This is a genomic window from Erythrobacter longus, from assembly GCF_000715015.1.
In the GTDB taxonomy this organism is placed as follows: Bacteria; Pseudomonadota; Alphaproteobacteria; order Sphingomonadales; family Sphingomonadaceae; genus Erythrobacter; species Erythrobacter longus.
Genome location: NZ_JMIW01000001.1, coordinates 652,705 through 677,486 on the forward strand (window position 1 = coordinate 652,705; position 24,782 = coordinate 677,486).

Below are 24,782 nucleotides of genomic sequence, written 5' to 3' on the forward strand. Positions count from 1 at the left end.
ATTAGAAACGGTTGTAAAAAACTTAGTGCAAGTGCTCTGCGTCATTGATGTAAAGCGACGTGAGCAGCGCAAAAACATATGCCTGAATGCCGGCAACCAGTATCTCGAGCGCGCTGATTGCAATCATCAGCACAAAGCTTGGAGTGGCCACCAGAAGGCTGGTGCCAATGCCGCCGTTCATGCCATCGATCACGAAGCTTGAAAGCACCTTCAAAAGAACGTGCCCTGCCATCATCGCAACGAACAAACGCAGCGCGAGGCTGAATGGGCGGATGAGGAACGAGAACAGCTCGATCACGAAGATCGCCGGGATCATAACCACTGGCGTACCATGGGGCACGAACAGGGTGAAAAACTTGATGCCGTGCTTCCAGAATCCAACGATCAAAACAATCGAAAAGCTGATCGCGGCGAGCACACCGGTGACAGTGAAGTGGCTGGTGAATGTGTAAGCGTGAACGCTGGGGATAATGCCGACCGGCACGAGGCCCAAAAGGTTGGCAAAAAGGATGAACATGAACAGGCTGAAGACGTAAGGCACATATTTGCGCCCTTCCTTGCCGATGTTCGCCTCAAGCATATCGTCGATAAAGCCGGTGAAGCTTTCCACCGCCATCTGCCAGCGACCGGGCACGAGCTCACGCTTCATGCCGACGAAGACGAAGCCCCAGATGAGCACAACCGTTATGGCCATCCACAATGCGGAGTTGGTGAACGCGATATTGAAGCCAGCGATTTCCCAGGATTCTGAACCGAACAACGGCTCAACCTGGAACTGCTTCATCGGATCGACTTTGCCCTCTTCGGCTGCCACGATCTCTGGTATCCCTAGTAACTGTTCAAACGCTAGCGGTTTTGGGCTGGACTATGAAGGGTCCGAATTGCTCTGGTCGCTTTGCGTATTTGATGCGCGAATAATGTTCCTGAAAGCAACGCCAATCCCAAGGAAAAGCCCAACCAACAGACCCCATGGCAGAGTGTCGAAGACCCAATCAAAGAGCCATCCCATCACGCTGCCACCAAAGACACCACCAAGCAGGTCCGCCAAAGCCCGGTTGCCGCTGCGATAATTCGCATCGACCCCTTTGACTTTTGGCTGAGTGCGTTCCTTTTCGCGCTCTGTCGCAGCCTTAAGCCGCGCTTCGAGCGCATCAATTCGCGCATCCTCACCGATGGGTTCTTGAGCGGGTTTTTCTTCGTTCATGCCGACCTCTTTCAAGGGCCTCCTTCAAGGGATGCACGGGCGCGAACAAAGACGTGTGCCCGCCAAGGGCGAGTGCCCCCTAGAAGAGCGCGATTCTTGAGTCAATGGTGCGGTGCGATACTTTCCGCATTGCTCACCAGAATGTGAGACCGCTTATGGGCAGATAGGCAGGCGCTCAGGCGGCGCCGAGGTGCGTGTCTTCCAGCTACCATCGGGCGCTTGATACTTTTCACCCGGAACCGTGCGGGCAATCGCCTGACACCCGGCGGTTGTCGCATACTGCTCTACCGTTGCGTTATTTTCGCTCGCCTTGCGTGTGTAAACAGTACGGCGTTTGATGTTGATATCATTCACCATATCCTGAAGCGCAGGCGTCGCTTGGCCGACAATGCCCAGATAACCGTCGATCTGTTCGCCCACGGTCCCGTTCGATCGCGCTGCTTCGTAAGCAGGGTCGCGCTGCGCCATGGCGGGGGCAGCAAAGCCAGACATCACGACAAGCCCCGCAACAGGTGCGGCAATAGCGGCCAACATGGTTTTACGGATCATAGTCATCTCAAGTTCCTCCTATCTACTGATCAACCCAAAAAATGGTGATCAGAAGATATCTGCATTCTCATCAATCGTATTGCTGGCATCTTCAGCCAGCCGATAAAGCACTTCCGCCCGAATATTGACATTGAGTTCGATCACAATCGGCTCTTCGGGCGCGGCGACGTTGATACATCCGCCCAATCCCAAGAGACACGAGACCATCAACCCGGCATGAATTATCCTTCGGTCCATTTTTGCTCCCCGACCTGCTCTGCACATTTGTGTGGCATTGCCGCCGGTAGAGGTCAATTTCTGCCTAGTCATAAGTCAGGATCGCTTTCTGGAGGTTGAACGAGGGGTTCATTGCGGCGTTCAGCTTCGCCCGGTGTAGGATTATCATCGTCGTTGGGAACAGGCTCATCAGGCGCTGGCCCTGGAGCCGGTTCTGGAGCCGGTTCTGGAATTGGGCTAATGATCGGAACCACGCCGCCACTGCGCGGAACAATCTGCCCTCCCTCAATTTTGAAAAGGCCCCGATCAATCGGATCGCCGAAGACGGTGGGATCAAATAATCCGCGCACGATGGTCGCAAGCAGATAAAAATTCTCAGAGCGCACATTGATCTTAAATCGGATCGGCAAATCGGCCAGCTGGCGCGTAATGAAGTTCTGACTTGTCCCTGCCCCCTGACGCACGCCGTCAATATTGAAATTGGTAACAATCTCGCCTGCAAGATTGCCGTTCAATTCAATGGCCATTTGGTTGTAATCAAGCGAGCGAAGCGTCTGAAACGCATAATTGGCCATAGTGCCAAGATCTTCATACGTCAGCTCTCCGACATAAGAGACATTTCCGCCCGGCGGTCGCGAAATCAGAAGCCCGCCCTGAATTGTGCCATTGCCTTGCGCATCAAAGATGATGGGTATGGTCCCGTCAAAACGCCCGCTTGCGCCAAGGTTTGAAAGCTCCATCTGGGTCACGAATGTCGCCGCATCGAGAGCAACGATTTCAAAGATATAGCTTTGGCCCTGCCCGCCGCCATAATCGAGCTTAACCGGGCGCAGGATCAATTCGCCCCCCATGAACGGCCAACGCCCGTCCTCAAGGGAAATCAAGGTGCCGTTCTCGATCGAATACACAAGCCGTCCATCAAGCACTTCGATACCGGTGTTGACCGATCCGATCGTCGCCACCTGCGAAGGCGCGGTTGTAAGAGCGATGAGATCGGTGAACTCAATCGTCCCCTTAACCTGGCGCACCGGACCAAAAGCTGCTGCAAAGTCAAAGCCATCGGTTGAGAAAGTGCCAGTGCTGGTCAGTTCCTCGCCTTCCCACGCAAATTGTCCGCTTCCTTCGATTACGCCGTCGGCAAACGCGATCAGACCTTTGGTCAGCGAGGTAAGCTCTTCGGGCTGGAAACCTTCGTCAAACTCGATGCCCGGCACAGTAAAATCTGCGCGGCCCTTGGCAGTGTCGAGGTCGTGGTTGAACGCCACATTGGCGAGCCTGCGCCCGCTCCAAGGGTTCTCAATCCCAAGCTCACCGGTAACCACGCCATCGATCAGATCAACGCTTGCGCCTGTGCCGTTCACAGGTTCGAAACGCGCCTCTCCCCCCGACGACAGATCCGGGCGATCTGACAGTGTGAATGAGCCCCCACGCAATTGAAATGCGTCCTCGGCATATTTCCATGTCCCCGCTATATCGGCGACATTCACCGGCACGCTCCCAAGGCCAGCAGAGCCACCGCTAAATTGCCCCTCAAGCGGTCCTGACAAGCTTCCATCAAAGCATGCAGCAGCAAAGCGCAGAGCATCTTCGCCAGAACCAAGGCTTGCCTCAATCCCTTGAACATCGAACCCACCAGGATAGCGAAGGCTTGCCCCTGATATTGCAAGGCTTACCGGCTCATCGCCATAGCGCCCGTTCAAGGAAAGCGCATTTGTCCGGGCCGAAATTTTAAGCTCGTCATCGTAGCGAACTATCGCAGGCGCGCCGTCAGGGCATAGCGATAGGCTTTGATTGGCAAGCGACAAATCATACGCTTCGAGTGATGCAAACCTCGCCTCAAGGCAGCGTGAACCGACAGTGACGCCCGACCCTTGTGCCCAGCCCCCTTCAACCGGGAGCGAGAGCCCGCGCACACTGCCCCCCGGAACGCTGCCTTGGGCCTGGATCATGCCAGTGAACGCAATGCGTCCCGAAGCATCCTGGCGCGCATCAAGCCGGGGGATCGCAATTGCGTCATTGCCCTGGCGATATTGCGCCATCGTCATGCGAAGGCTTGCCGTGCCATCGCCCGATTGTTGAAGCCGCGCATTTATCCGTGGCAGGCCCGCGCCGCCGGTCAAGATATTGCCTGAAAGGCGGTCCGGTTGATCCTTCGAAGCGCTGGCATAGCTAAGCCTCGACAAGGCGAGCACAGTGTCGCCGCTAGAGCTTCTCAACCGCGCTTCGGGGATGACAAATCTTAAGCTTCCCGGCTGGCTTCGCAGCGAGAGATTACCAGCAAAAGACGCATCGTTTACCGCGCGTGCAATCGCATTTTCAAACTTTCCGATCAAAGAGCCAACGAAGGTTCCCGCGGCCGCTTGGCGTGCCTCAGCCATGCCTGATCCGCGCACAAGTTGTCTTGCATCAATCCCTTGTCCGGTAAGCCTTGAGTTCCATTCACTGCGCGTAAAGCCATCCCGGCTGCGCAATGTGCCCTCAGCGCCAATATCTGCAAAGTCGGCAAAATCGGTCGAAAGGCCCTGGGCATCAAGATCGTGGCGCAAGCTGAATTCCCCATCGAAGCGCCAAGCGACATCTGCGCTCCCGCTAATCTTGGAAAGTGCAAGGTTTGCTGCGCTCAGGTCTTGCGCTGCCAATGCCAGATCGCCTTCGACCGAGGCAAAATCGCTGGCGAGAATCATTTGCACGCCGATGTCAGCGGTGTTGATATTTGCACCCTCACACACACCCTGGCGAAGCCGAAGCGGTCCATCAAAGGTCAATCGCCCGCTTTCACTGGAAATATCGCCATAAAGCGTCGCCGCTTGAGCTGCGCACCCTTCGATCCCAATTCCCGGCGCGGTCGCTGCAAGCTTTCCTGCAAAGCCATCGTCAAGCCGCCCTGCCCCCTCAAGCTTGGCACCAATATCGCCATAGTCGCTTTGCACCAACGCCCGGCCGTCGATTATTCTCAAATCAAGCGCTGGAAGCCCCGCAGGCTCATCGCTTTCAGCAAAAACTAGCGGATCAAGGCTTCCAAAGCTGAGCGTCCCATCGCGAAAAGTGGCGAAAAGCCTCGGGCGAACAAGTTCAATCCGGCCAATCTCGGGCGGCCCGTAGGTATACGATACGTTGAGCGAAACACGCTCAGCGGTAAGGTCGGGCGCGTTCGGATCACCGATCACAAGATTACGGATCACCTGCCGCCGCGTGCCGATGTCTTCGATCTCGTAAGTCGCCTCAAGGCCATATTCGCGCAATGTGTCGTCTATAACGTCTGCTGCGATCTGGTCCCGATTGTACCAGGCAAGCCCGCCTGCAATCAAAAGCAGCAGCGCCAGAACCAAACTGACCCGCCACCGCCAGCGCTCAGGCCATAGCGTGAGCCACTTCTCGCGTCCCAGATCGGGCAAATCAGGTTCAGGCTTCACCTTTGTCATTGATGTCATCACTTGCGCGTCTGGCCTGCAAAGGCAATGATGGCTTCAAGTAAAACAGTGTGTGAGGCGCGAATTGCCCCAAAGTAACGACGGATTTGACTTTGGTGACGGTAACGCATCCCCCGCCGCACCCGTTTCGGACTCTGGCAAGCATGCAGGCGCCGGCCACCGCGAACGTTTACGAGAGCGGCTCCTTAAAGGCGGGGCAGAGGCGCTCGCTGATTATGAAGTGCTGGAATATCTGCTGTTTGCTGCGATCAAGCAAGGCGATACCAAGCCCATTGCCAAAGCGTTGATTGCTCAGTTCGGATCGCTTGCAGGGGTTCTGAACGCCGATGCAAACGCGCTCCAACGCACGAAAGGCGTCGGCAAAACCAGCGCCGCTGCACTTAAGAGCGTCGCGATCGCTGCAAGGCGCATGGCAAGGAGCGAGGTGAGCGAAAAGCCAATTCTTTCAAGCTGGCAGGCGCTGATCGATTATCTCGCAATTGATATGGCGCATCTTACGGTTGAGCGTGTACGCGTGCTTTATCTCGACACGAAAAACCGGCTGATTGACGATCACCATGTCGGTGATGGCTCAATCGACGAAGCCGCGATCCACCCGCGTGAAGTTATCCGGCGGGCGATGGATGTGGGCGCAGCCGCTCTCATTTTGGTCCACAACCACCCTTCAGGAAGCCCGGAACCCAGCAAGGCCGACATCCAGATCACTCAGCGCATCGCGGAGGCGGGACGCCTGCTTGGCGTGACGGTCCACGATCACGTGATCGTCGGGCGCGAGGGACATATCAGCATGCGCGCCAAGGGCTTGATCTAAGGCCGGGAACCCAAGCTCACAAATCAAAGCCCCATTTGCGGTATCGCGCGGCAAGACTGGGGGAGCGTGCAAGCGCCTCGGTGATATCGGCCTGCCCTTCCTTGTCGCCCAACTCCAGCCTGACAAATCCGCGCAGCAGCAATGATGCCGAAAGCGCAGGATTGATATCAAGAGCCGCATCAAGGTCGCTGAGCGCGTTTTCATAACGGCCTTGGCGGTAATATGTCATCGCGCGGCTGTCCTGGGCATCTGCGGTTCCATTGACCTCAACAGCGCGGGTGCAAACCTCCTCCGCTGTATCAAGCTCGACCTGCCAAACGCCCATAAACCAGCATTTGTTGTTGATCACGCCAGCATTGTTCGGGTCATCCAGCAAAAGCAATTCATACCGCTCAAGCCCGAGCGCCGCATTGCCTTCCTGCGCCTCGATATCGGCCATCCAATACGCAAGGCTTCGGCGCACATCTTCATCGCCATCTTCATATTCGATAGCCTCGCGCGCAGCCTGCGGGTCTTGCATATCGAGCAGGATAGCAGCGAGGTTCATCGCGCGGCTGGGTGTAGGATCAAGCGCGTAGGCTTCTTCGAGGTCTGCTCTTGCCCCTTCGTAATCAAGCAATTGCTTCTTCACAGAGGCGCGCTGCGAATAATGCTGCGCGGTGCCTTCGATTTCGATCACCTTGTCCATATCGGCAAGGGAGCCAGCAAAATCGAATGTGTCATACAGATATCCCGACCGCTTGAGATAAGGCAACGCCTTTTCTGGATCGAATGCCACCATTTGGGCGTATGCTTTATCAAGGGCGGCCAGTTCGCTTCGGTCTTTTTGAAGAGCAAAGCGCCACAAGCGCGGCGTGTCCTGCGGGGCGAGGAGCTTTAGATCATTGCGCGCTGCACCCATGGCCTTGCGGCGTTCAGCCAGCACGTCTTCGGCCGCAACCTCCCCGCCTCGGACCGACATTTTGCCAAATATCTTGTATAGATTGCCTTCTAGTGAGGCGTTTCTGGTGATCTGATGGCCAGCGGCTTCGACCTCGACTTCGGGTTCTCCGACCATTTCGAAACCTGACAGATCATCTGGCAGAATTACGAGCGACGAAATTTCCGTCGCTGAAGGCCCTTCGATTGCGACAGGGACTTCGCGCCAATCACGGCGCGAACGGTTCGGAGAAAATTCAATATTCCCAAACGATCCTTCTCCGCCCAACTCTCCGCGACCGCTTTCAAAATCGAAGACAGGTTCTGAAATGCCCTCAAACTGCATGATCGCTTCGCTGTTGGTTTCGCCTTTGATAAATTCGACATTGATGATGTCGAATTCGGAAGAATTGCCACGAGCAAAGCGGCGTTTGGCATCGTCGGTCCACTGATCCGCGACAGCATTCATCTGCGCCGCTGCCGGACCAAACATACGCATTTCAAACTTGGTCAACGCAGGAAGATCAGCGCCAGCAGAAGCATCCAGCGTGACCAGCATTTTCATTTCGGGTGCTCGCGGGAGAACCTGAACAATCGGCTCCAAATCGGCCCCGGCATTGCGGATCGGCAAAGCGAATTGAAATCCGGGAACATTGCCGACAAGGTCGATGTTGGCGCCAATGGATGTTCCATCGAGATAATAAAGCTGACCATCAATCGTCGCGCGAACCAGAACATGGTCGAACGCGCCGGGCATAGGCAGCGACGCTTGGACGCCGTCGCCCGCATCGACGTCAACCAGAACTGGCTCAGCTTCAATCCCAATGCGGTCTAGCAAAGCCAACAAGATCAGCGTCTTGGCTTTGCAATCGCCATATTTCTTGTCCCAGGTGGTCGAAACATCTTGCGGAATGTAATTTCCGCCATCAAGCCCATTCAAGAGATAGCGAATGTCGCTTTGAACAAGGTCTAAAGCCGCCACCGCGCGCTCCAAATCCGTATCATGCTGTGACCGGATGGCATCTGCACGTGCGAGCAAATCGTCCAGGCCCGAAAGCGCGCCTGCAACCGAATAATGCGGAGCCATGGTTGCAGACACTTCGCGCCAGTCTGCAAATGTGCCCACCTGCAGGATCGACGACTGGCGAAACCGTGACGGTGCATCGTCGGGCATCTCAATAGCTTCGGCCAAAGGCAGTTCGACATTGAGCCAATTGTATCCCTTGCGGGTTTCAACCGGGGCCAATTCGGTTTGCGGCCATGCTTTGTAGCTCACATCCAGCTTCTCGGGCCACGACACAAGAACGCGCGCAAAATCGGCGGTTCTGTCTGGCTTTCGCCACAGATAAGTTTGGCTTTGCACCTCATCGCCCAAAGCCTGATCGGAAAGTGTGACCGAATAGCTGACCCGCAATTCGTCACCAATTTGCAGGCCCGGTACGAACAGCGTTGCCGTCAAAGAGCCGTCGACGACTGCGTCTTCCAACCGGCGTTCGCGGCGCAAAACCTCGAACTTCTCGCCTGACGCCAGAACGTCAATGACCTGACCCTCGCGAACGATCGCAATATCGTGGACGATAAGGTCGCCTTTATCAGGGTACCATACGGCCTTAACCGTCCCGGCATTGGTCAGTTGCTGCGAACCCGCGATGTGAACAACTTCGTCGACATATTCCCAACGTTGGCCTTGCTCGATCCGGATCTGAGTGTCGGCCACGAGAATGGTGTTGGCAGGATCACGCTCAAGCTGAGAGATATCGGCAGGTTCCACCCAATTGGGCGCAGGCTGATATAGCGGGGTCTCACCGGCGAGAACCACCGATGACCAACCCAGAGCGAGGAATGAAATCGAACGGCACGCAATAGAAAAACGCATTAAGAATCCCTGTTTTTCACAGTTCTAACAGTAAATGATTTCGCTTTTCTAGAGGTTTTTGCCGGGCATCACCGATTTTGCATGACTATTTGCAAAAGAGCTTAAGAACCGTGTTTTCCGGTAATCAGGCGCACACCCGAATGCTTTGCAAAAAAGCTCCACACCCAGTTTACAACAACTGTCACGCGATTGCGCGCGCCGGTGAGAAAGCCAACGTGCACCAGGCCCCAAAGCCACCATGCGAGCGTGCCAGACATCTTGAACCGGCCAAAATCTGCAACTGCTGATTTGCGCCCGATTGTCGCAAGGCTTCCCTGATGTTTGTAGGCAAAGGCGCCGGGGCATGGTTTGCCAAGCAATTCTGCCTCGATCACGCGGCTGACATAAACGCCCGCCTGCTTGGCCGCTGGCGCAAGGCCGGGAACGGGCTTTCCCTCCCAAGCGGTGCTGCCTGCGGTGTCGCCAATGGCAAAGACGTTGGCGAAGGCTTCGTCGTCTTCTCCGATGACGCGCATATGGTCATTGACCTGCGCGCGCCCTGCCCGGTCCGACTTTGCACTCAGCCACTTGGCCGCAGGCGATGCAGCAACGCCTGCGGCCCACAGCACAGTCTCGGTCTCGATAATGGTGTCTTCGCCAATGCGCACGTGGCGTTCAGCGATCTCAGTCACGCGGCCACCGGTACGGATCTCCACCCCGAGGTTTTCGAGAGACTGGGCCGCCTGTTTCGATAGGCTTTCTGGAAAAGCGGGGAGAATACGGTCACCTGATTGCACCAGAATGACCCGCGCAGATGCAGGATCAATTGTCCGAAACTCGCGCTCCACACTGACTTTGGCAAGTTCAGCAATAGCACCGGCAAGCTCAACGCCTGTGGGGCCTGCGCCGACAATTACAAAGGTGAGAAGGCGCTTGATCCGCTCTTCATCGCCGGACGCCTCCGCTTCTTCAAAAGCATTCAGGATAGATGCGCGCACTTCGACGCCGTCTTCGATGGTTTTCAGGCCCGGCGCAAATGCGCCCCATTCGTCGCGCCCAAAATAGCTGTGCGTGGCACCAGTTGCGAGCACCAAGCGGTCGTAGGAAAGATCAGCGCCTTCTTCATTGTGCTTGGTGCCATAAGTGAGCGTGCCAGCTTTTGTGTCGATCCCGGTCACTTCGCCTTTGAGGACGCGAACATTCCCATCGCCTCTGAATAAGGAGCGGATTGGGGCCGCAATATCGGCAGGGTTCAGTGTGGCGGTCGCGATTTGATACAATAGCGGCTGAAACAGGTGGTAATTGCGCTTGTCGATTAAAGTGATGCGCACTGGCAGGCGCTTTAACCGCTCAACGGCTGCGAGCCCGCCAAACCCTGCGCCAACCACAACCACATGGGGCCAGCGGTCCGGAATTTCCGAATAATCGCGGTCGAACAAAATGTTCTTTTCAAGCCATGCAAGAATGCCGCGATCAGCGGAGAAGGTTCCTGCGCCTTTGGATTCGTAAATGGCAAGGTAGAGAAACGGGAACAGCGTCACATGAGGATGCGCCCCTGCAATCATGAAAGCAGCGATCAGGAAGAACAGACCATAAGAAACGATGACCGCGCCAAATCCAGTGAAGAAGAACGCAGCTGTTACCAGCGCTAGCCAATCGGGGAACCCTGCAAAAATCGTCACCGGCAACCATGTCATCACGGCAATCGGCGGCTCTATTACATCGGCATAGGTTAGAAGACTGACGCCCATCCAAATGCGAAGGATCGCCATAATGATGGGCGCTAAGTGTTCGCGCGAAAATTCGCCTGCCACAATCGCGGGCCGAGCCAATGGAACCGCTGAAGATTTGAGACCTGAGGATAAAACCCGGTCTAACGAGAAGGCACCCGCCCCTTGGAACGTATACCAGATCAGCATCGCGCTCACGATGAGATTGGTCGTGGTCGGGATGTAGACCGCTTGGCTCACGATCGTAAGAGCCGCCATGGCAAGCGCCGCTGGCCGGGTAAATAGCCCTGCAATCAATAGGACCGACCCGATAAGCTCAATCGCGACCCCTGTCATCGCAGCATTTGCCGGGCTCATCCAAGTGACCGGATATTCCTGTGTCGCCAGTAGCAGCGCAGTGTCCCAATCGGCCGCCTTCACAAGCCCGGAACGCAAGAACCACATCGCAATGAAAAAGCGGACCGCAAGATCGCTGAAGGGCCAGAATGTCTCTGTTCCTTCAAGATACCACTTGGTCCACCGCCTCAGTGTGACCCGAAGAAACGGTGGGTAGCGCTCTTCTTGCAGGGGCGCAGGTGCAGCAAATGCACCGGGCGGGCTAGCCGGGTCGCTTGTCATTGAAATGTCCTCCTGCCTTGCCCATTCGTACCGGCACCCCCTTTCGGTTACAGTTGATAGCGCCGTATTGGCTCTTGCCAATGCGAGCGTGGCCGCATAGCCGCGCCCACATCGCTTTTTTCCACACGAAGGACGCCTGACATGGTCCCCCGTTACGCCCGCCCCGCAATGACCGCTCTTTGGGAGCCGGAAGCCAAGTTCCGCATCTGGTTCGAGATCGAAGCCCACGCGACGCAGAAGCTTGGCGAATTGGGCGTTGTGCCGAAAAGCGCTGGTAAAGCGCTGTGGGACTGGTGGGCAACGAACCCCAAGATTGATGTCGAAGCCATCGACGCAATCGAAGCGGTGACCAAACACGATGTGATCGCCTTCCTCACATGGGTTGCAGAACAGGTGGACGCGGCAGGCTACACCGGTGAAGCGCGGTTTATGCACCAAGGCATGACGAGTTCAGACGTGCTCGACACGACGCTGGCGGTGCAATTGACGAAGGCGACCGATCTGCTTCTGGGAGATCTCGATGCGCTTCTGGCCGCAATCAAAACCCGCGCTGAGGAACACAAGTTCACCCCAACTATCGGGCGCAGCCACGGCATTCACGCAGAGCCCGTGACGTTCGGCCTGAAGCTTGCACAAGCCTATGCCGAGTTTGATCGTTGCAAAACGCGTTTGATCGCCGCTCGCGCAGAAATCGCGACCTGTGCGGTGTCAGGCGCGGTGGGCACTTTTGCCAATATTGACCCCGAGGTTGAGGCCTATGTCGCTGAAAAACTTGGCCTGACCGTTGAGCCTGTCAGCACCCAAGTGATCCCGCGCGATCGCCACGCGATGTATTTTGCAACTCTCGCCGTTATCGCTGGCTCAATTGAGCGTCTGGCCGTTGAAGTGCGCCATTTGCAGCGTACCGAAGTGCTGGAGGCAGAAGAATTCTTCTCCAAGGGCCAAAAAGGCTCATCGGCAATGCCGCATAAGCGCAACCCGATCCTCACCGAAAACCTCACCGGTCAGGCTCGCATGATCCGCGCCTATGCCCTGCCTGCATTGGAGAATGTGGCTCTGTGGCATGAACGCGATATTTCCCACTCTTCGGTGGAGCGTTTCATTGGCCCGGACGCGACGATTACCTTGGATTTTGCTCTCGCGCGCCTCACGAGCGTTGTCGAAAAGCTGCTGATCTATCCTGAGCGCATGATGTCCAACATGGATTCGATGGGCGGCCTTGTGCACTCTCAGCGCGTTCTGCTGGCACTCACCCAAGCAGGCGTCAGCCGCGAGGACGCCTACCGCCTCGTTCAGCGCAATGCGATGAAGGTGTGGGAATCGGGCGGCAAATTGATGCTTCTCGATCTGCTGAAGGGCGATGAGGAAGTCACCGCTGCGCTTTCACATGAACAACTCGAAGAGAAATTCGACCTGGAATATCACTTCAAGCATGTTGATACGATCTTCAACCGCGTGTTCGGCTGATACCGCCGCGCTGGACTTGAGCGCCAAAAGTCCTAGGCTTGAGGCTTTCGCGGCGATGAAGAGGGAACCTACATACCCATGCAAATAGTACGCACCATTTTGTGGGTCATGCTCGCATGTGCGATCATGCTGTTTTCGTTCCTCAACTGGACCCCGGTTGAAGTGACCTTGTGGGACGGCCTTTTGGTCGAAACCAAAGTGCCAGCGCTCGTCATCCTCGCCTTTGTGCTCGGCATTGTGCCGATGTGGCTTTACCATCGCAGCGTCAAATGGGGCCTTGATCGCCGCATTCGCAGCCTTGAGAACTCAATCAAATCCGCAGCCCTTGCCCGGGCGCGCGACAATCCGTCAGCGGACCCTGTGGATAAGCCCGTTGAAGAACCGCAGGATAAGTCTGGGGACAATCTTAACTTGGTCGAAGAGAAGCCAGCATGAGCAACCCCGTATTTTTGGCGCTCGATGTCCCACAAATTGACCCTGCCAAAGCTCTGATTGAAAAGGTGAAAGCGCATATTGGCGGAGTGAAGCTTGGCCTTGAGTTCTTTTGCGCGCATGGTGGCCACGGCGTCCACGAAATCGCGCACATGGGTCTGCCGATCTTCCTTGATCTGAAATTCCACGACATCCCCAACACCGTCGCATCCGCGATGATGGCGATCCACGTCTATGAACCGAAAATCGTCACCATCCATGCAAGCGGTGGCCGCGCGATGATGGAGGATGCGAAAGCAGCTGCTGCTGAAGGCTGCAAGGTGGTCGCGGTCACGACGCTGACCAGCATGGACGCATCCGACCTTGCCGCCACAGGCGTTGACGGAAGCGCTGAAGATCAGGTGATGCGTTTGGCGGAGCTCGCCCATGCATCAGGCCTCGATGGCATTGTGTGTTCTGGCCGAGAAGTGGGTAAAGTGCGCAAGCAATGGAAAGACGGCTATTTCGTCGTCCCCGGCCTTCGCCCCGCTGGCACCGGAGCCAAAACGTTCGGGGCCGACCAAAAACGCGTCGTCACCCCGCGCAAGGCCCGCGATGATGGTGCAAGTGTGCTTGTCATAGGCCGCCCGATCAGCCGCGCTGATGATCCAGAGGCCGCTGCACGGGCGATCGAGGCGACGCTTTAGTGGGTGACGCTTTGTATTTTGCCGTTGTTTGTGCGTTCTCCCTCCTTGCTTTTCTTAGCGGCAATCTGAGATACTGCGTCAAGGACCGACTGCGACCGACACAATTGCATTTATACACCGCCGCGACATTGGCGCTGCCCTTGGTTCTCATCGGGCTCGTCCTATTGACTTCAATCGTCCTTGGTCCGGCTCATCAATGGAACCAGGCTGGCATTGAAAGTGTAACAGTCTTTGAAGCGGCACTCATATTTCTGGTCGGTGTGACGCCTTTTTGGCTTGGATTTTGGTTTATCGGCCTCGCCTTTGGAATGATCTTCGAAAATAGAACCTCATCATGAGCGTCCAGATCAAGATTTGCGGGCTTTCCACGCCTGAGACCACTGCGGCCTGTGCGGACGCTGGCGCCACGCATATCGGGTTTAACTTCTACCCGCCTTCACCACGCTTCGTCTCCACGCATCAAGCCGAGAAGCTTTCGCAAAACACACCTGCAAAGCTCTTGAAAGTTGGCGTGTTTGTGAACCCGGATGACGAATTTCTCGAAGAGAGCGTTGCTGCAGGGCAGCTCGATGCGATCCAACTGCACGGCAAGGAAGATCCGCTCCAACTCGAAGCGATAAGGTCGCGTTTTGGTCTGCCTGTTTGGAAGGTGCTAAGCGTGGAGACGGTCGAGGACGTTGCACGGGCCAACGATTTCGCCAATGCCGATTTTCTGCTGTTCGACACCAAGACACCCAACGGCGCGGCGCTACCTGGCGGCATGGGTCTTGGTTTCGATTGGAGCCTGCTTGAAGGCTACGATGGGGCTGTCCCATGGGGGCTTGCAGGTGGGCTTAACCCAGACAATGTCGCAGACGCAATCCGGTCGACTGGCGCCACTCTAGTGGACACCGCTTCAGGCGTCGAGAGCGCGCCCGGCATCAAGGACATGGACAAGATTGCCGCGTTCTGTAAAGCGGCGTTAAACCCCTAACCACCCTCGTTCGCCCCAAGCTTTTCGAAGGGCGCGCGCAGACAAAATGGCTGGGTTGGAGGCCGAGACAAGGCTTCGACACGCTCAGCCCGAACGGATTTTTGTTTTGAACGACTTGCCCAACACTTTCAGAAACCAACCCGATGAGCGCGGGCATTTTGGCGATTTTGGCGGGCGCTATGTCGCTGAAACGCTGATGCCGCTGATCCTCGAACTGGAGCGCGAATATCGCGCCGCGCAGCAAGACCCCGCGTTTCAGGCCGAGTTTGACGGTCTGATGGAGCATTACGTCGGGCGCCCCTCCCCGATGTATTATGCCGAGCGTCTGACCGAGGAACTGCGCAAAGATGCTGAGCCGGGCATGGGCGCGCAAGTGTGGTTCAAGCGCGATGAGCTCAATCACACCGGCGCGCACAAGATCAACAATTGCATTGGGCAAATCCTGCTTGCGATCCGCATGGGCAAGACCCGCATTATCGCGGAAACCGGCGCTGGGCAGCACGGCGTTGCCACCGCCACCGTGTGCGCGCGCTTTGGCCTGCCTTGCGTAATCTACATGGGCGCAGAGGACGTGGCGCGCCAATCGCCCAATGTCTTCCGCATGAAATTGCTCGGCGCGCAGGTCATTCCCGTCACCAGCGGCGGCGCGACGCTCAAGGACGCAATGAACGAGGGGCTTCGCGATTGGGTCGCCAATGTGCACGACACCTTCTACATCATCGGCACCGCCGCAGGGCCTCACCCCTACCCCGAAATGGTCCGCAATTTCCAAAGCGTGATCGGCACCGAAGCGCGCGCCCAATTGCTTAGCCGGACTGGCCGCCTGCCTGACCTGCTGATCGCTTGCATTGGCGGGGGTTCGAATGCGCTGGGCCTGTTCCACCCGTTTCTGGACGACCCGGAAGTCAAAATGCTCGGCGTGGAAGCCGCAGGCCATGGGCTTGATGGCGACGAACACGCGGCAAGCCTGCTTGGAGGCGCACCTGGAGTGCTCCACGGCAACAAGACGTACCTTTTGCAAGACGAAGACGGTCAGATCACCGAAGGCCACTCGATTTCTGCTGGGTTAGACTACCCCGGCATCGGCCCCGAGCACGCATGGCTCAAAGACACAGGCCGCGTCGAATACACCGCCGTCACCGATGATGAGGCGCTTGAGGGCTTCCAACTGCTCTGCCGCACCGAGGGGATTATCCCTGCGCTGGAACCCAGCCACGCGCTTGCCGCCGTCGCCAAACGCGCACCGCAAATGCGCGAGGACGAGATCATCTGCATGAACCTATGCGGCCGGGGCGATAAAGACATTTTCACCGTGGCTGAAAAGCTTGGGGTGGAGATGTGAGGCAGGATCTAAGGCTTCTAGCGGGTATCTGCATCGTAGCCCTTATTCTTGGCACCTTTATTCGTTCACAAAGTGCGATGGCGAACGCTCATCCAGCATTGCACTTTGGCATCGGGCTATACATCGCTTTGATCGCCCTAGTCATCACAGCAGTTACAAACAGGCGTCGTGTTGCTGATCCCATTTCGAAGGGTAAGCAGGTCGACTTTTTGATCCGACCTCTAAAGGCAGTCGAATATTTGACAGTGCTGTCGTTGGCAATGGTTGGTGCAATTGCACTTTTAGCTGCCGCCAAAAGTGAAAGTCTGTTCGATCTCGGTTCAATGCTGATTATCTTCCCTGTCTTGGCAATTGGGCCAGCGATCTATCTTTCGGCCTATCGGAATCCAACTTCATGACCCGCCTCCAAAACGCCTTTTCCAAACCCCACGCCGCTTTCGTTGCCTTCATCACCGCTGGCGATGGCGATACCGCTGCAAATCTCGATGCGCTCGTCGAAGGCGGCGCTGATGTGATTGAGCTGGGAATGCCGTTCACCGATCCGATGGCCGATGGCCCTGCGATCCAGGCAGCGAATTTGCGCTCGCTGGGCGCAGGCACCACCACCGCCGATGTGCTGCAAATCGCCTATGATTTCCGGACACGTCACCCCGATGTGCCGCTGGTCCTTATGGGCTATGCCAACCCGATGATCCGCCGGGGTCCGGAATGGTTTGCCGAAGCGGCCAAGAATTCCGGTGTCGACGGCGTTATCTGCGTTGATATTCCGCCCGAGGAAGACGATGCGCTTGGTCCGGCACTTCGCGCTGAGGGCATTTCCCCCATCCGCCTTGCCACCCCGACCACCGATGCAAAGCGCCTTCCCCAAGTGCTCGAAGGGTCGAGCGGCTTTCTCTATTACGTCTCCGTCGCCGGGGTCACGGGTTTGCAACAGGCCGCGGCAGGCTCCATCGAAGAGGCTGTCGCAGCACTCAAAGCGGCCACCGACCTTCCGGTCGCGGTCGGCTTTGGCGTGCGCGAACCTGCGCAAGCTGCGGCAATTGCCAAGCATGCAGACGGGGTTGTCGTAGGGTCCGCCTTTGTTGACTTGGTAGGCGAACATGGCGCAAAGGCTCCGGCAAAGCTAAAAGAGCTGACCGCTGCCATGGTTGACGCCATCAAAGCGGTGTAAAGGCCGAGGCGCTTAAGGGATCATAAGAAATGAGCTGGTTAAACCGCGTCCGCAATTCTCTGGGCTTTGGCACAGAGAAATCGAGCACTGAAAAAGACCTTTGGATCAAATGTTCCAATTGTCAGGAAATGCTGTTCGTTCAGGAATATGAGCAGAACCTCAGCGTGTGCCCCAAGTGCGGGCACCACGGGCGGATCAATGCCGACGCGCGCCTTGCGCTGCTTTTGGATGAGGGTTTTGAGCTTCTCCCCGTGCCGACGGTGACCGAAGACCCGCTCAAATTCAAAGATTCCAAGAAATACACCGACCGGTTGAAAGCCGCGCGCGCCAAAAGCCCCCATGCCGATGCGTTCGTAACCGGCTCAGGCGCAATCAACAGACAGCCTGCGGTTGTCGGCGTGCAGGATTTTAGCTTCATGGGCGGCTCTATGGGCATGGCCGTGGGCGAAGCGTTTTGTCAGGCTGCGCAAAAGGCTTTGGACCGCAAATGCGCCTTCGTCGTGGTGACAGCGGCAGGCGGCGCGCGGATGCAAGAAGGCATTCTCAGCCTCATGCAAATGCCGCGCGCGACCGTTATGACGCGGCGTTTGAAGGCGGCTGGCCTGCCTTACATCGTCGTCCTCACCGACCCCACCACAGGCGGCGTTACCGCAAGCTATGCGATGCTCGGCGATATCCATATCGCAGAGCCCGGAGCGCTGATCGGCTTTGCTGGCCAGCGGGTTATTCAAGACACCATCCGCGAGCAATTGCCCGAAGGCTTCCAGCGCGCAGAATATCTGCACAAGCACGGCATGGTCGATATGGTTGTGCCGCGTAGCGAGCTCAAAGAGCGCCTCGCAACTGTCCTCGACTTCCTTCAGCCGGCAGATGAAGCTGCCTAAGAACCATGGATTTTGGCCGCTCGGATGACCCGCGCGTCCAGGCGCAACTCGACCGTCTAGGTGCGCTTAGCGTGCCGCAAGGGCGCTTGGGGCTGGAGACGATACGCGCTCTGATGGAGCGCCTCGGCAATCCGCACCGTAAACTTCCACCGGTGTTCCACGTCGCTGGCACCAATGGCAAAGGCTCGGTCTGCGCGTTTCTGCGCGCCATGCTCGAGGCCGATGGCAAGCGCGTCCACGTTACCACCTCGCCGCATCTGGTGCGCTACAATGAGCGGATCAGGGTCGCAGGAAAGCTGATCGAAGATGGGCCGCTGGCGGAGCTTCTCGAAGAGGTGCTGGATGCCAGTGAACAGGGGGGCGAGGACCTTGCGCCCAGTTTCTTCGAAGTCACCATCGCGAGCGCCTTCCTAGCCTTCAGCCGCACGCCAGCCGATGCCTGCGTGGTCGAAGTGGGCCTAGGTGGGCGCTTTGATGCGACCAATGTGCTGGAACCCGAAGCGCTTGCCGCCTGCGGGATTGCGGCGCTTGGCATTGATCACGAGCGGTTCTTGCTCGCGCCCGAGGAAGGTGTGCCGGAAGAGCCGATGGCACGGATCGCGTTTGAGAAGGCAGGGATTGCGAAGAGGGGTGTTCCATTGGTGACGATGGGCTACCATTATCCACAGGAGGCCGAACGTGAAATTGAGAAGGCATCGAAGAGGAGTGGAGCTCACCACTTCCCACTCGGTGACGCTAATTGTGGTGAATCCTGGCACTGCGATGACATGAATGCTGAGCTGTTTTACCGCGAAAGCATCCACGACGAACTCTTTCTGCCGGCTCCAGCGATCCCCGGCGAACATCAGATCTTCAATGCTGGGCTAGCAATAGCCATGATCCGATCGCAAACGAACGTGCGGGTAGGCGAGGCCGCATTCGCATTGGGCCTGCGAAAAGCCCGTTGGCCTGCCCGGATGCAACTCTTGTCAAAAGGACCGCTGACCGTGCTTGTCTCGGACGAGAAGGTCTGGCTCGACGGTGGCCACAATCCAAGCGCAGGCGAGGCAATTGCCGAGGCCATAGTTGGGCCGCTCCACCTTGTTATTGGAATGCTCGATAACAAAAACCCGTGGGCGCTGCTCGATCCTCTGGGCGACCGGGTGCGCACGCTTCAGGTGGTTCCGGTGCCCGATCACGATTGTCATCCCGCACACGCCTTTGGCGAGGACGCGGTGGCGCGAGAAGACCTTGAGGATGCGCTTTTAAATGTCCCTTCGGACGGCTTCCCCATCCTTATCGCAGGCTCGCTCTACCTTGCGGGTGAAGCTTTGCGGTTGAATGATGAGATCCCGGACTAGGAAACTCCGCTCGCCCTGAGCTTGTCGAAGGACGCTCGCAAGGGTGGCTGTGCTTCGGAGTCGAAGACGGCCAAAGGCCACCGGCTCAGCACGAACGGGGAGTTAGTTTTCCCTACCAGCACTCCCCATTGCCTCATCGACCAATCCGGTGCGCATCATCCACCAGAACAGAGCTATCCCCGGCAGCGCCAGCAGCGTGGTGAGCAGGTAGAAGTTCACGTAGCCAATACCCTCGATCAATCCGCCCGCCGTGGTGCCTGTGAGCAAACGCCCCACAACGCTCGCGCCTGCGGAGATCAGAGCGTATTGCGCAGCCGTAAAACGCAGGTCGCAGAGCGCTGAGAAATAGGCGACCACCACCACGCCGCCATATCCGCTGGCGAAGTTTTCAAACCCGATTGCTCCTGCCATTGCCCAGTTGGAGTGCCCGACCACGGCCAGCCCTGCAAAGCTGACATTCGACACTGCCATCAAGATCAGTGCGATCATCACCGAGCGTTTAAGGCCCAATTTCGTGTACAATATCCCGCCGAGGAATATTCCGATCATGTAAGCCCAAAACCCCAGCCCCACATCGTAAAGCGCGATCTCGTCATTGGTAAAACCGAGATCATCAAACAACAGACGGAAGGTGAGATTGGCGAGTGTATCGCCGATCTTGTGAACAAGGATAAAGGCGAGCACCAACCACGCCCCGTGCCTCCCCAGAAACTCTCGGAATGGCCCCGCGATGGATTGCCACACATCGGCAACACCCTTCTTGGCGATGGTGACGGTGCGCCTTGCGGGTTCTCCCATGATGAGCGCGGTCAGCATGGCGGGAAGAGCAAAGGCGGCGCAGGCGAGATAGCCCGCTGACCAGCCGTACCGCGCCGCCACAACCAGTGCGAGCGCCCCTGCTCCGGCGGCTCCGATACGCCAGCCATATTGGCTCATGCCGGACCCTGTGCCGAGTTGATCAGGGCGCAAAGTCTCGATCCGGTAGGCGTCGATCACAATGTCGAAAGTGGCGCCCGCTATGCCCACTAAAACGGCGGCGATGATGGTTGCCGTGAGGCTGCTCTGCGGGTCAATCAGCGCGAGGTTCACGACGCTTGCAATCACCAAAATGCCGGACAGCAGCATCCACGAAACGCGCTGCCCCATGCGGCCAATGACCGGCAAGCGCACGCCATCCACCACCCAAGCCCAGAACACTTTGAGATTGTAGACGAGGAAGGCGAGCGTGAAAGCGGTGACGGTTGCCTTGTCGATCCCGTCTTGCGCAAGCCGCGTGGTCAGCGTTGCGCCGATCATCGCGTAGGGAAAGCCTGATGAAACCCCGACGAAGAAGGCGGCCAAAGCCTCTTTCTCGAGGTAGGGCGCTACCGCTCCCCAAACCCCTCGGGTGGGAAAGCTCACTGCGCAGCTTCAACCTTTGGCTCAGGCCCTACATCGTCGGTGCCCATGACCGACTGGCGATACCATTCGGCCAAACACAGCACCACCGCAACAAGCCCGATCAGCGTGGTAAGCACGAAGACATCGAAATATCCCTGGTTCTCGATCATCTCGCCCAGTGCCCCGCGCCCGAGCGTGCCCACGAGAAGCGTGAGCGATGACAGCAGCGCATACTGCACAGCCGCATATTTCTTCGACACAATCGAGGACAGCCACGCGATATAGGCCGCTCCCGCAATACCAATCGCAAGGTTCTCGAACATGATCGTGAAGGTAAGACGCGGAAGTGCGTCCGAGCCAAACGGCGCAAAGGTGCTGATAAGCCATGTAAAGCCGATCATGTCGCTTGCCGCCTGCATATTCGCACCGCCCACGGCCATGTCGGCGTAGAGCAAATTGGTGAGCGCTGCGAGAAGCGCGCCCAAGGTCAGCGTCAACATCCGTCCGAGCACGGTCAGCATATAGCCGCCCAGCGCAAGGCCTGCGATAATCGCGCCAATGCCAAAGAATTTGGACGCAAAGGCGACCTCATCATTGGTGTAGCCAAGCTCTCCCAGATAAAACGGATAGGCAAAGGTTCCCCAGATCGCATCGCAAATCCGATATGTGAGGACGAGCGCCAGGATCAGGATCAGCGGCCAGCCAATTCGCCCGACAAACTCCACCAATGGCGCAAGCAAGGCGCGGTAGAGGTGGTCGACTGCACTCGAAGCTCTAACGGTGCTGTCGTTTGCTGTAATCACGTCGTCACCGTTTGCTTTGCGACGGTGGAGAACGCCTGCAATGCTGGCCGGGATAACGATAGTTGCAGCAATAATCAGAGGGCCCATCTTGGCGGTGAATTCGGTCGGATCAGGCCGCCCGCTTTCATTCAAGGGGAACATCCCAAGGAGCCAATTGGGATCGAGCGCGAAGGTTCCGAGGTCGAGCACGCCCATCATCGGCACATAACCACCAAGCGCACGAACCATGAAAATGCCGAGGATCGTCAGCGCCCACACCCACAAGCCAACAACCACCCAAAGGTAGTGACGGCGCACTTCCGGGCGCACTTCGCCCACTGCATAAAGCTCTTCGATTTCAGCTTCGCTTGTGATGGGAGTGGCCCTGTCACGGTCATTATCGGGCGCAAAAAGCCCTGCAATTCCGACGGCGAGAACACTCGCACCAAAGATCATATAGGTTTCAGGCCAGCCGATGCGGGCCGCGATAATGAGGCCCAATGCCCCGCCAAAAAGCGATGCGAGCCGGAAGCCCATTTGATAGATGGTGGACAACATATCTAGCGTGGCTTCTTCGTCTGCCACGTCAATGCGCCATGCGTTGATGGCAATATCCTGCGTCGCGCTGGCAAGCGCGCCGATACCTGCGAGAAGCGAGAACCAGCCAAGCTGTGTCTTTGGCTCCAGAAGCGAGAGCGTCACAAGGATAATGCCAAGCGTAAGCTGCATCGGCGCAATCCACTGCTTGCGCTTACCCAGCTTGCGAAGGCCGGGGATGTCCACCTTGTCCACCAATGGCGACCAGATGAACTGGAAAGCGTAAGCTAGGCCGATCAGCGAGAAGACCCCCATCGTCTCCAAATCGACCTCAGCCTCGGACAGCCATGCATAAAGCGTGCCCAGAAACAGCGCGAAGGGCAGACCGCTGGTAAACCCAAACAGCGCCATAAAGGCCGACTTGCGGTTTTTTAGCGCGCGCAGGACTTCGCGAATGCCGGGTTTTGTGGGCTTTTCAGGCTGTGCAGCTTCGGCTGTTGTCACGTCTTTGCTTATCCCTTTTGATTTACGCCCGAGTGTGAGGCATAACTTCATCAAGGGGAATAGGGAGAAGGCGATGAACGCCGCAACAACGCAAGATTTGCCCAGAGAATTTGCGCAGCTCAAGCCGACAGCAGGCCAATTGGCTCTGGCTGATAACATAAAGACCGGAACACCGCGCGAAATAGACGCCATCGGGACGGTCCCGGCCAGTCGCTACACCTGCCCCGAACACTTCGCGCGCGAGAAATCCGCGCTGTTTGATCGCCTGCCGCAAGTGCTTGCTCCATCCGCCCTTCTTCCCGACACTGGAATGGTGGTGCCGCATGATGATACCGGTCGTCCGCTGCTTATAACCCGCGATCGCGAGGGAGCCGTGCACGTCTTCCTCAACGTGTGCCGCCACCGGGGAACGCGCCTTGTCGAAGGCGGCGAGGTGCAATGCGCCAAACGGATGGTGTGCCCTTATCACGCCTGGACCTACAGCACTGACGGCAAGCTGTTGGCATTACCCCGGCCAGAGACGTTTCCGGGCCTCGATAAAAGAGAGTATGGTCTTTTCGAGTTACCTTCATGCGAGACGGGCGGATTGATCTGGTTTTCACCTGAGCAAGGCGCAGACTTCACGGATGCGCACGCCATCAGTGCCGATTTCGATGCTTTTGGAATGCGTGACCTGCACCTTTTCCGGCGCAAGACCCATCAGGTGAAGGGCAATTGGAAGCTCATCATGGATGCGTTTCTGGAAAGTTATCACGTCCAAAGGCTCCACGCTGACACCATCGGCCCTTTCTTCAAGGACGGGATTACAAGCGGTGACAACGTTGGCCCGCATATGCGCTCTGCCGTAGGGCGGATGGAGGAGATGGAAGGCGTCGACTTTGCCAATATGGCTGAGCTGCGCAAAATTGTGACCTTCGCTTATCAGCTCTTTCCCGCAACCGTCATCATCCCCAGCCCCGACTATGTGAATGTCATGGTGCTGATGCCGACGGCGCATAACTACACTGTGGTTGAGGACTTCATGCTCATCCCCGAAGATCCCAAAACCCCGAAGGCACTGGACCATTGGGAGCGCAGTTGGAAGCTGCTTGATGGCGGGGTTTTTGCATCCGAAGACTTCCGCGCAGCAGAGCTTGGTCAGCAAGGGCTTGAGACAGGCGCGGTCAGTGAGATCACCCTTGGCACTTTGGAAAACGGGATCGTGCAATTTGATGCGATTGTGCAAGAGCATTTGCAACGCTAGGCCGCTTAACCGACCCATGACTTACCAAATACAAGCCTTCGGCCATGAGCGCGAGCCTGTTATCGTGATCGACGACTTCTCCGGTCATTTATCGGGGCTGGTCAGCGCAGGCAGAGCCGCACGCTATGAGCGCGCGAATGGCTACCCGGGAATACGCTCTGCCATCGACCCCAAAAGCTATGTTGGTCATTGCATGCAGTCATCCATCCTCGCGCGGGCAGTGAAAAAGGAGTTTGGCGCGGGCCAAATCCGCTTTGAATCTTGCGCATTCAGCATCGTCACGCTTCAACCCGATGAGCTTTCACCCGACCAACGCATTCCCCACTTTGACGAGGCACAATCCAACGTCGTCGCCTTTGTGCATTACCTCGACACCGCCCCTGATTGCGGCACGGCTTTCTATCGTCACCGCAGGACGGGATTTGAAACTGTCACGCCAGAACGACTCGATGAGTATTTTGCAGCTCGCCAGGAGGATGAAACAGAACATGGGCCCCCGCCCCTCGCCTATCACACCAAAAACACTCCCCGATACGATCGGCTTGGCACCGTAGCCGCAGCGCCCGATCGCCTGATCGCCTATCGCGGGCGACAATTGCACTCTGGCGATATTATGACGCCTCCACCTCTGAAAAATGTACAGGCAGAGGGGCGATTGACGGTTACCGGTTTCCTGCTTTTGGCCTAGGAGCTTAAATATGGCAGGTTG

General features: G+C 57.1%; 22 protein-coding genes. 13 read left to right on the forward strand and 9 right to left on the reverse strand.

Annotated elements, in window-relative coordinates:
* Positions 1–22 precede the first annotated feature (22 nt).
* The 5 genes from EH31_RS03170 to EH31_RS03185 form a co-directional block, all read right to left on the reverse strand.
* Complete coding sequence (locus EH31_RS03170) at positions 23–814, reverse strand: F0F1 ATP synthase subunit A (RefSeq protein WP_034958028.1); 792 nt, start codon at positions 812–814, stop codon at positions 23–25.
* A gap of 51 nt (positions 815–865) precedes the next feature.
* The gene (locus tag EH31_RS03175; protein ID WP_034958029.1) at positions 866–1,204 is read right to left on the reverse strand and encodes an AtpZ/AtpI family protein; all 339 of its coding nucleotides are present in this window, start codon (positions 1,202–1,204) and stop codon (positions 866–868) included.
* 153 nt (positions 1,205–1,357) lie between these two features.
* Positions 1,358–1,753, reverse strand: coding sequence for a YdbL family probable chaperone protein (locus EH31_RS03180; protein ID WP_034958031.1), 396 nt, complete (start codon positions 1,751–1,753; stop codon positions 1,358–1,360).
* Between the two features lie 48 nt (positions 1,754–1,801).
* Complete coding sequence (locus EH31_RS16675) at positions 1,802–1,990, reverse strand: YnbE family lipoprotein (protein ID WP_051698890.1); 189 nt, start codon at positions 1,988–1,990, stop codon at positions 1,802–1,804.
* A gap of 68 nt (positions 1,991–2,058) precedes the next feature.
* On the reverse strand, positions 2,059–5,400 hold the full coding sequence (locus tag EH31_RS03185) for an intermembrane phospholipid transport protein YdbH family protein (protein ID WP_081853189.1): 3,342 nt from the start codon (positions 5,398–5,400) through the stop codon (positions 2,059–2,061).
* A gap of 64 nt (positions 5,401–5,464) precedes the next feature.
* Between EH31_RS03185 and radC the strand changes: the two genes are divergently transcribed.
* Positions 5,465–6,211, forward strand: a complete 747-nt coding sequence (radC, locus tag EH31_RS03190; RefSeq protein WP_034958880.1) for a RadC family protein — start codon at positions 5,465–5,467, stop codon at positions 6,209–6,211.
* Positions 6,212–6,227: 16 nt separating this feature from the next.
* Here the strand turns inward: radC and EH31_RS03195 are convergent, their stop codons facing one another.
* Both EH31_RS03195 and EH31_RS17145 read right to left on the reverse strand, forming a co-directional pair.
* Entirely contained in the window at positions 6,228–9,005 is a 2,778-nt protein-coding gene (locus EH31_RS03195) for a DUF3857 domain-containing protein (protein ID WP_034958034.1), read from the reverse strand.
* Between the two features lie 101 nt (positions 9,006–9,106).
* Entirely contained in the window at positions 9,107–11,332 is a 2,226-nt protein-coding gene (locus EH31_RS17145) for an FAD-dependent oxidoreductase (protein ID WP_081853190.1), read from the reverse strand.
* Positions 11,333–11,473: 141 nt separating this feature from the next.
* On the opposite strand from EH31_RS17145, the gene purB reads away from it, so the two are divergent.
* From purB to EH31_RS03255, 10 genes are all read left to right on the forward strand, one after another.
* Positions 11,474–12,799: an adenylosuccinate lyase gene (purB, locus tag EH31_RS03210; protein ID WP_034958036.1), complete on the forward strand. Its 1,326-nt coding sequence runs from the start codon at positions 11,474–11,476 to the stop codon at positions 12,797–12,799.
* Between the two features lie 78 nt (positions 12,800–12,877).
* Positions 12,878–13,234 carry a DUF1049 domain-containing protein gene (locus tag EH31_RS03215; RefSeq protein ID WP_152553434.1) on the forward strand — a complete coding sequence of 119 codons (357 nt, stop codon included), beginning with the start codon at positions 12,878–12,880 and terminating at the stop codon, positions 13,232–13,234.
* Entirely contained in the window at positions 13,231–13,917 is a 687-nt protein-coding gene (gene pyrF, locus EH31_RS03220) for an orotidine-5'-phosphate decarboxylase (protein ID WP_034958037.1), read from the forward strand. Before EH31_RS03215 ends, pyrF begins: the two co-directional genes overlap by 4 nt.
* Positions 13,917–14,255 (forward strand): hypothetical protein, encoded by a 339-nt coding sequence (locus EH31_RS17495; RefSeq protein WP_152553435.1) that lies wholly within the window; start codon positions 13,917–13,919, stop codon positions 14,253–14,255. The genes pyrF and EH31_RS17495 overlap by 1 nt, the downstream gene beginning before the upstream one ends.
* Entirely contained in the window at positions 14,252–14,890 is a 639-nt protein-coding gene (locus tag EH31_RS03230) for a phosphoribosylanthranilate isomerase (protein WP_034958039.1), read from the forward strand. Before EH31_RS17495 ends, EH31_RS03230 begins: the two co-directional genes overlap by 4 nt.
* Positions 14,891–14,936: 46 nt before the next feature.
* Complete coding sequence (gene trpB, locus EH31_RS03235) at positions 14,937–16,232, forward strand: tryptophan synthase subunit beta (protein ID WP_241765811.1); 1,296 nt, start codon at positions 14,937–14,939, stop codon at positions 16,230–16,232.
* A complete protein-coding gene (locus EH31_RS03240) occupies positions 16,229–16,630 on the forward strand; it encodes a hypothetical protein (protein WP_152553437.1) in 402 nt (133 codons plus the stop codon). The genes trpB and EH31_RS03240 overlap by 4 nt, the downstream gene beginning before the upstream one ends.
* Positions 16,627–17,403 carry a tryptophan synthase subunit alpha gene (gene trpA, locus EH31_RS03245; protein WP_034958041.1) on the forward strand — a complete coding sequence of 259 codons (777 nt, stop codon included), beginning with the start codon at positions 16,627–16,629 and terminating at the stop codon, positions 17,401–17,403. The genes EH31_RS03240 and trpA overlap by 4 nt, the downstream gene beginning before the upstream one ends.
* Before the next feature lie 29 nt (positions 17,404–17,432).
* Positions 17,433–18,287: an acetyl-CoA carboxylase, carboxyltransferase subunit beta gene (gene accD / locus EH31_RS03250; protein ID WP_034958043.1), complete on the forward strand. Its 855-nt coding sequence runs from the start codon at positions 17,433–17,435 to the stop codon at positions 18,285–18,287.
* 5 nt (positions 18,288–18,292) lie between these two features.
* Positions 18,293–19,627: a bifunctional folylpolyglutamate synthase/dihydrofolate synthase gene (locus EH31_RS03255; protein WP_034958045.1), complete on the forward strand. Its 1,335-nt coding sequence runs from the start codon at positions 18,293–18,295 to the stop codon at positions 19,625–19,627.
* Between the two features lie 102 nt (positions 19,628–19,729).
* On the opposite strand, the gene EH31_RS03260 is transcribed toward EH31_RS03255, so the two are convergent.
* Both EH31_RS03260 and EH31_RS03265 read right to left on the reverse strand, forming a co-directional pair.
* Entirely contained in the window at positions 19,730–21,028 is a 1,299-nt protein-coding gene (locus EH31_RS03260; protein WP_034958049.1) for an AmpG family muropeptide MFS transporter, read from the reverse strand.
* Positions 21,025–22,830 carry an AmpG family muropeptide MFS transporter gene (locus tag EH31_RS03265; protein WP_034958051.1) on the reverse strand — a complete coding sequence of 602 codons (1,806 nt, stop codon included), beginning with the start codon at positions 22,828–22,830 and terminating at the stop codon, positions 21,025–21,027. The genes EH31_RS03260 and EH31_RS03265 overlap by 4 nt, the downstream gene beginning before the upstream one ends.
* 73 nt (positions 22,831–22,903) lie before the next feature.
* On the opposite strand from EH31_RS03265, the gene EH31_RS03270 reads away from it, so the two are divergent.
* On the forward strand, positions 22,904–24,073 hold the full coding sequence (locus tag EH31_RS03270) for an aromatic ring-hydroxylating oxygenase subunit alpha (RefSeq protein ID WP_051698893.1): 1,170 nt from the start codon (positions 22,904–22,906) through the stop codon (positions 24,071–24,073).
* 16 nt (positions 24,074–24,089) lie between these two features.
* Positions 24,090–24,761, forward strand: coding sequence for a DUF6445 family protein (locus EH31_RS03275; protein ID WP_051698894.1), 672 nt, complete (start codon positions 24,090–24,092; stop codon positions 24,759–24,761).
* The last annotated feature ends 21 nt before the right edge of the window (positions 24,762–24,782 follow it).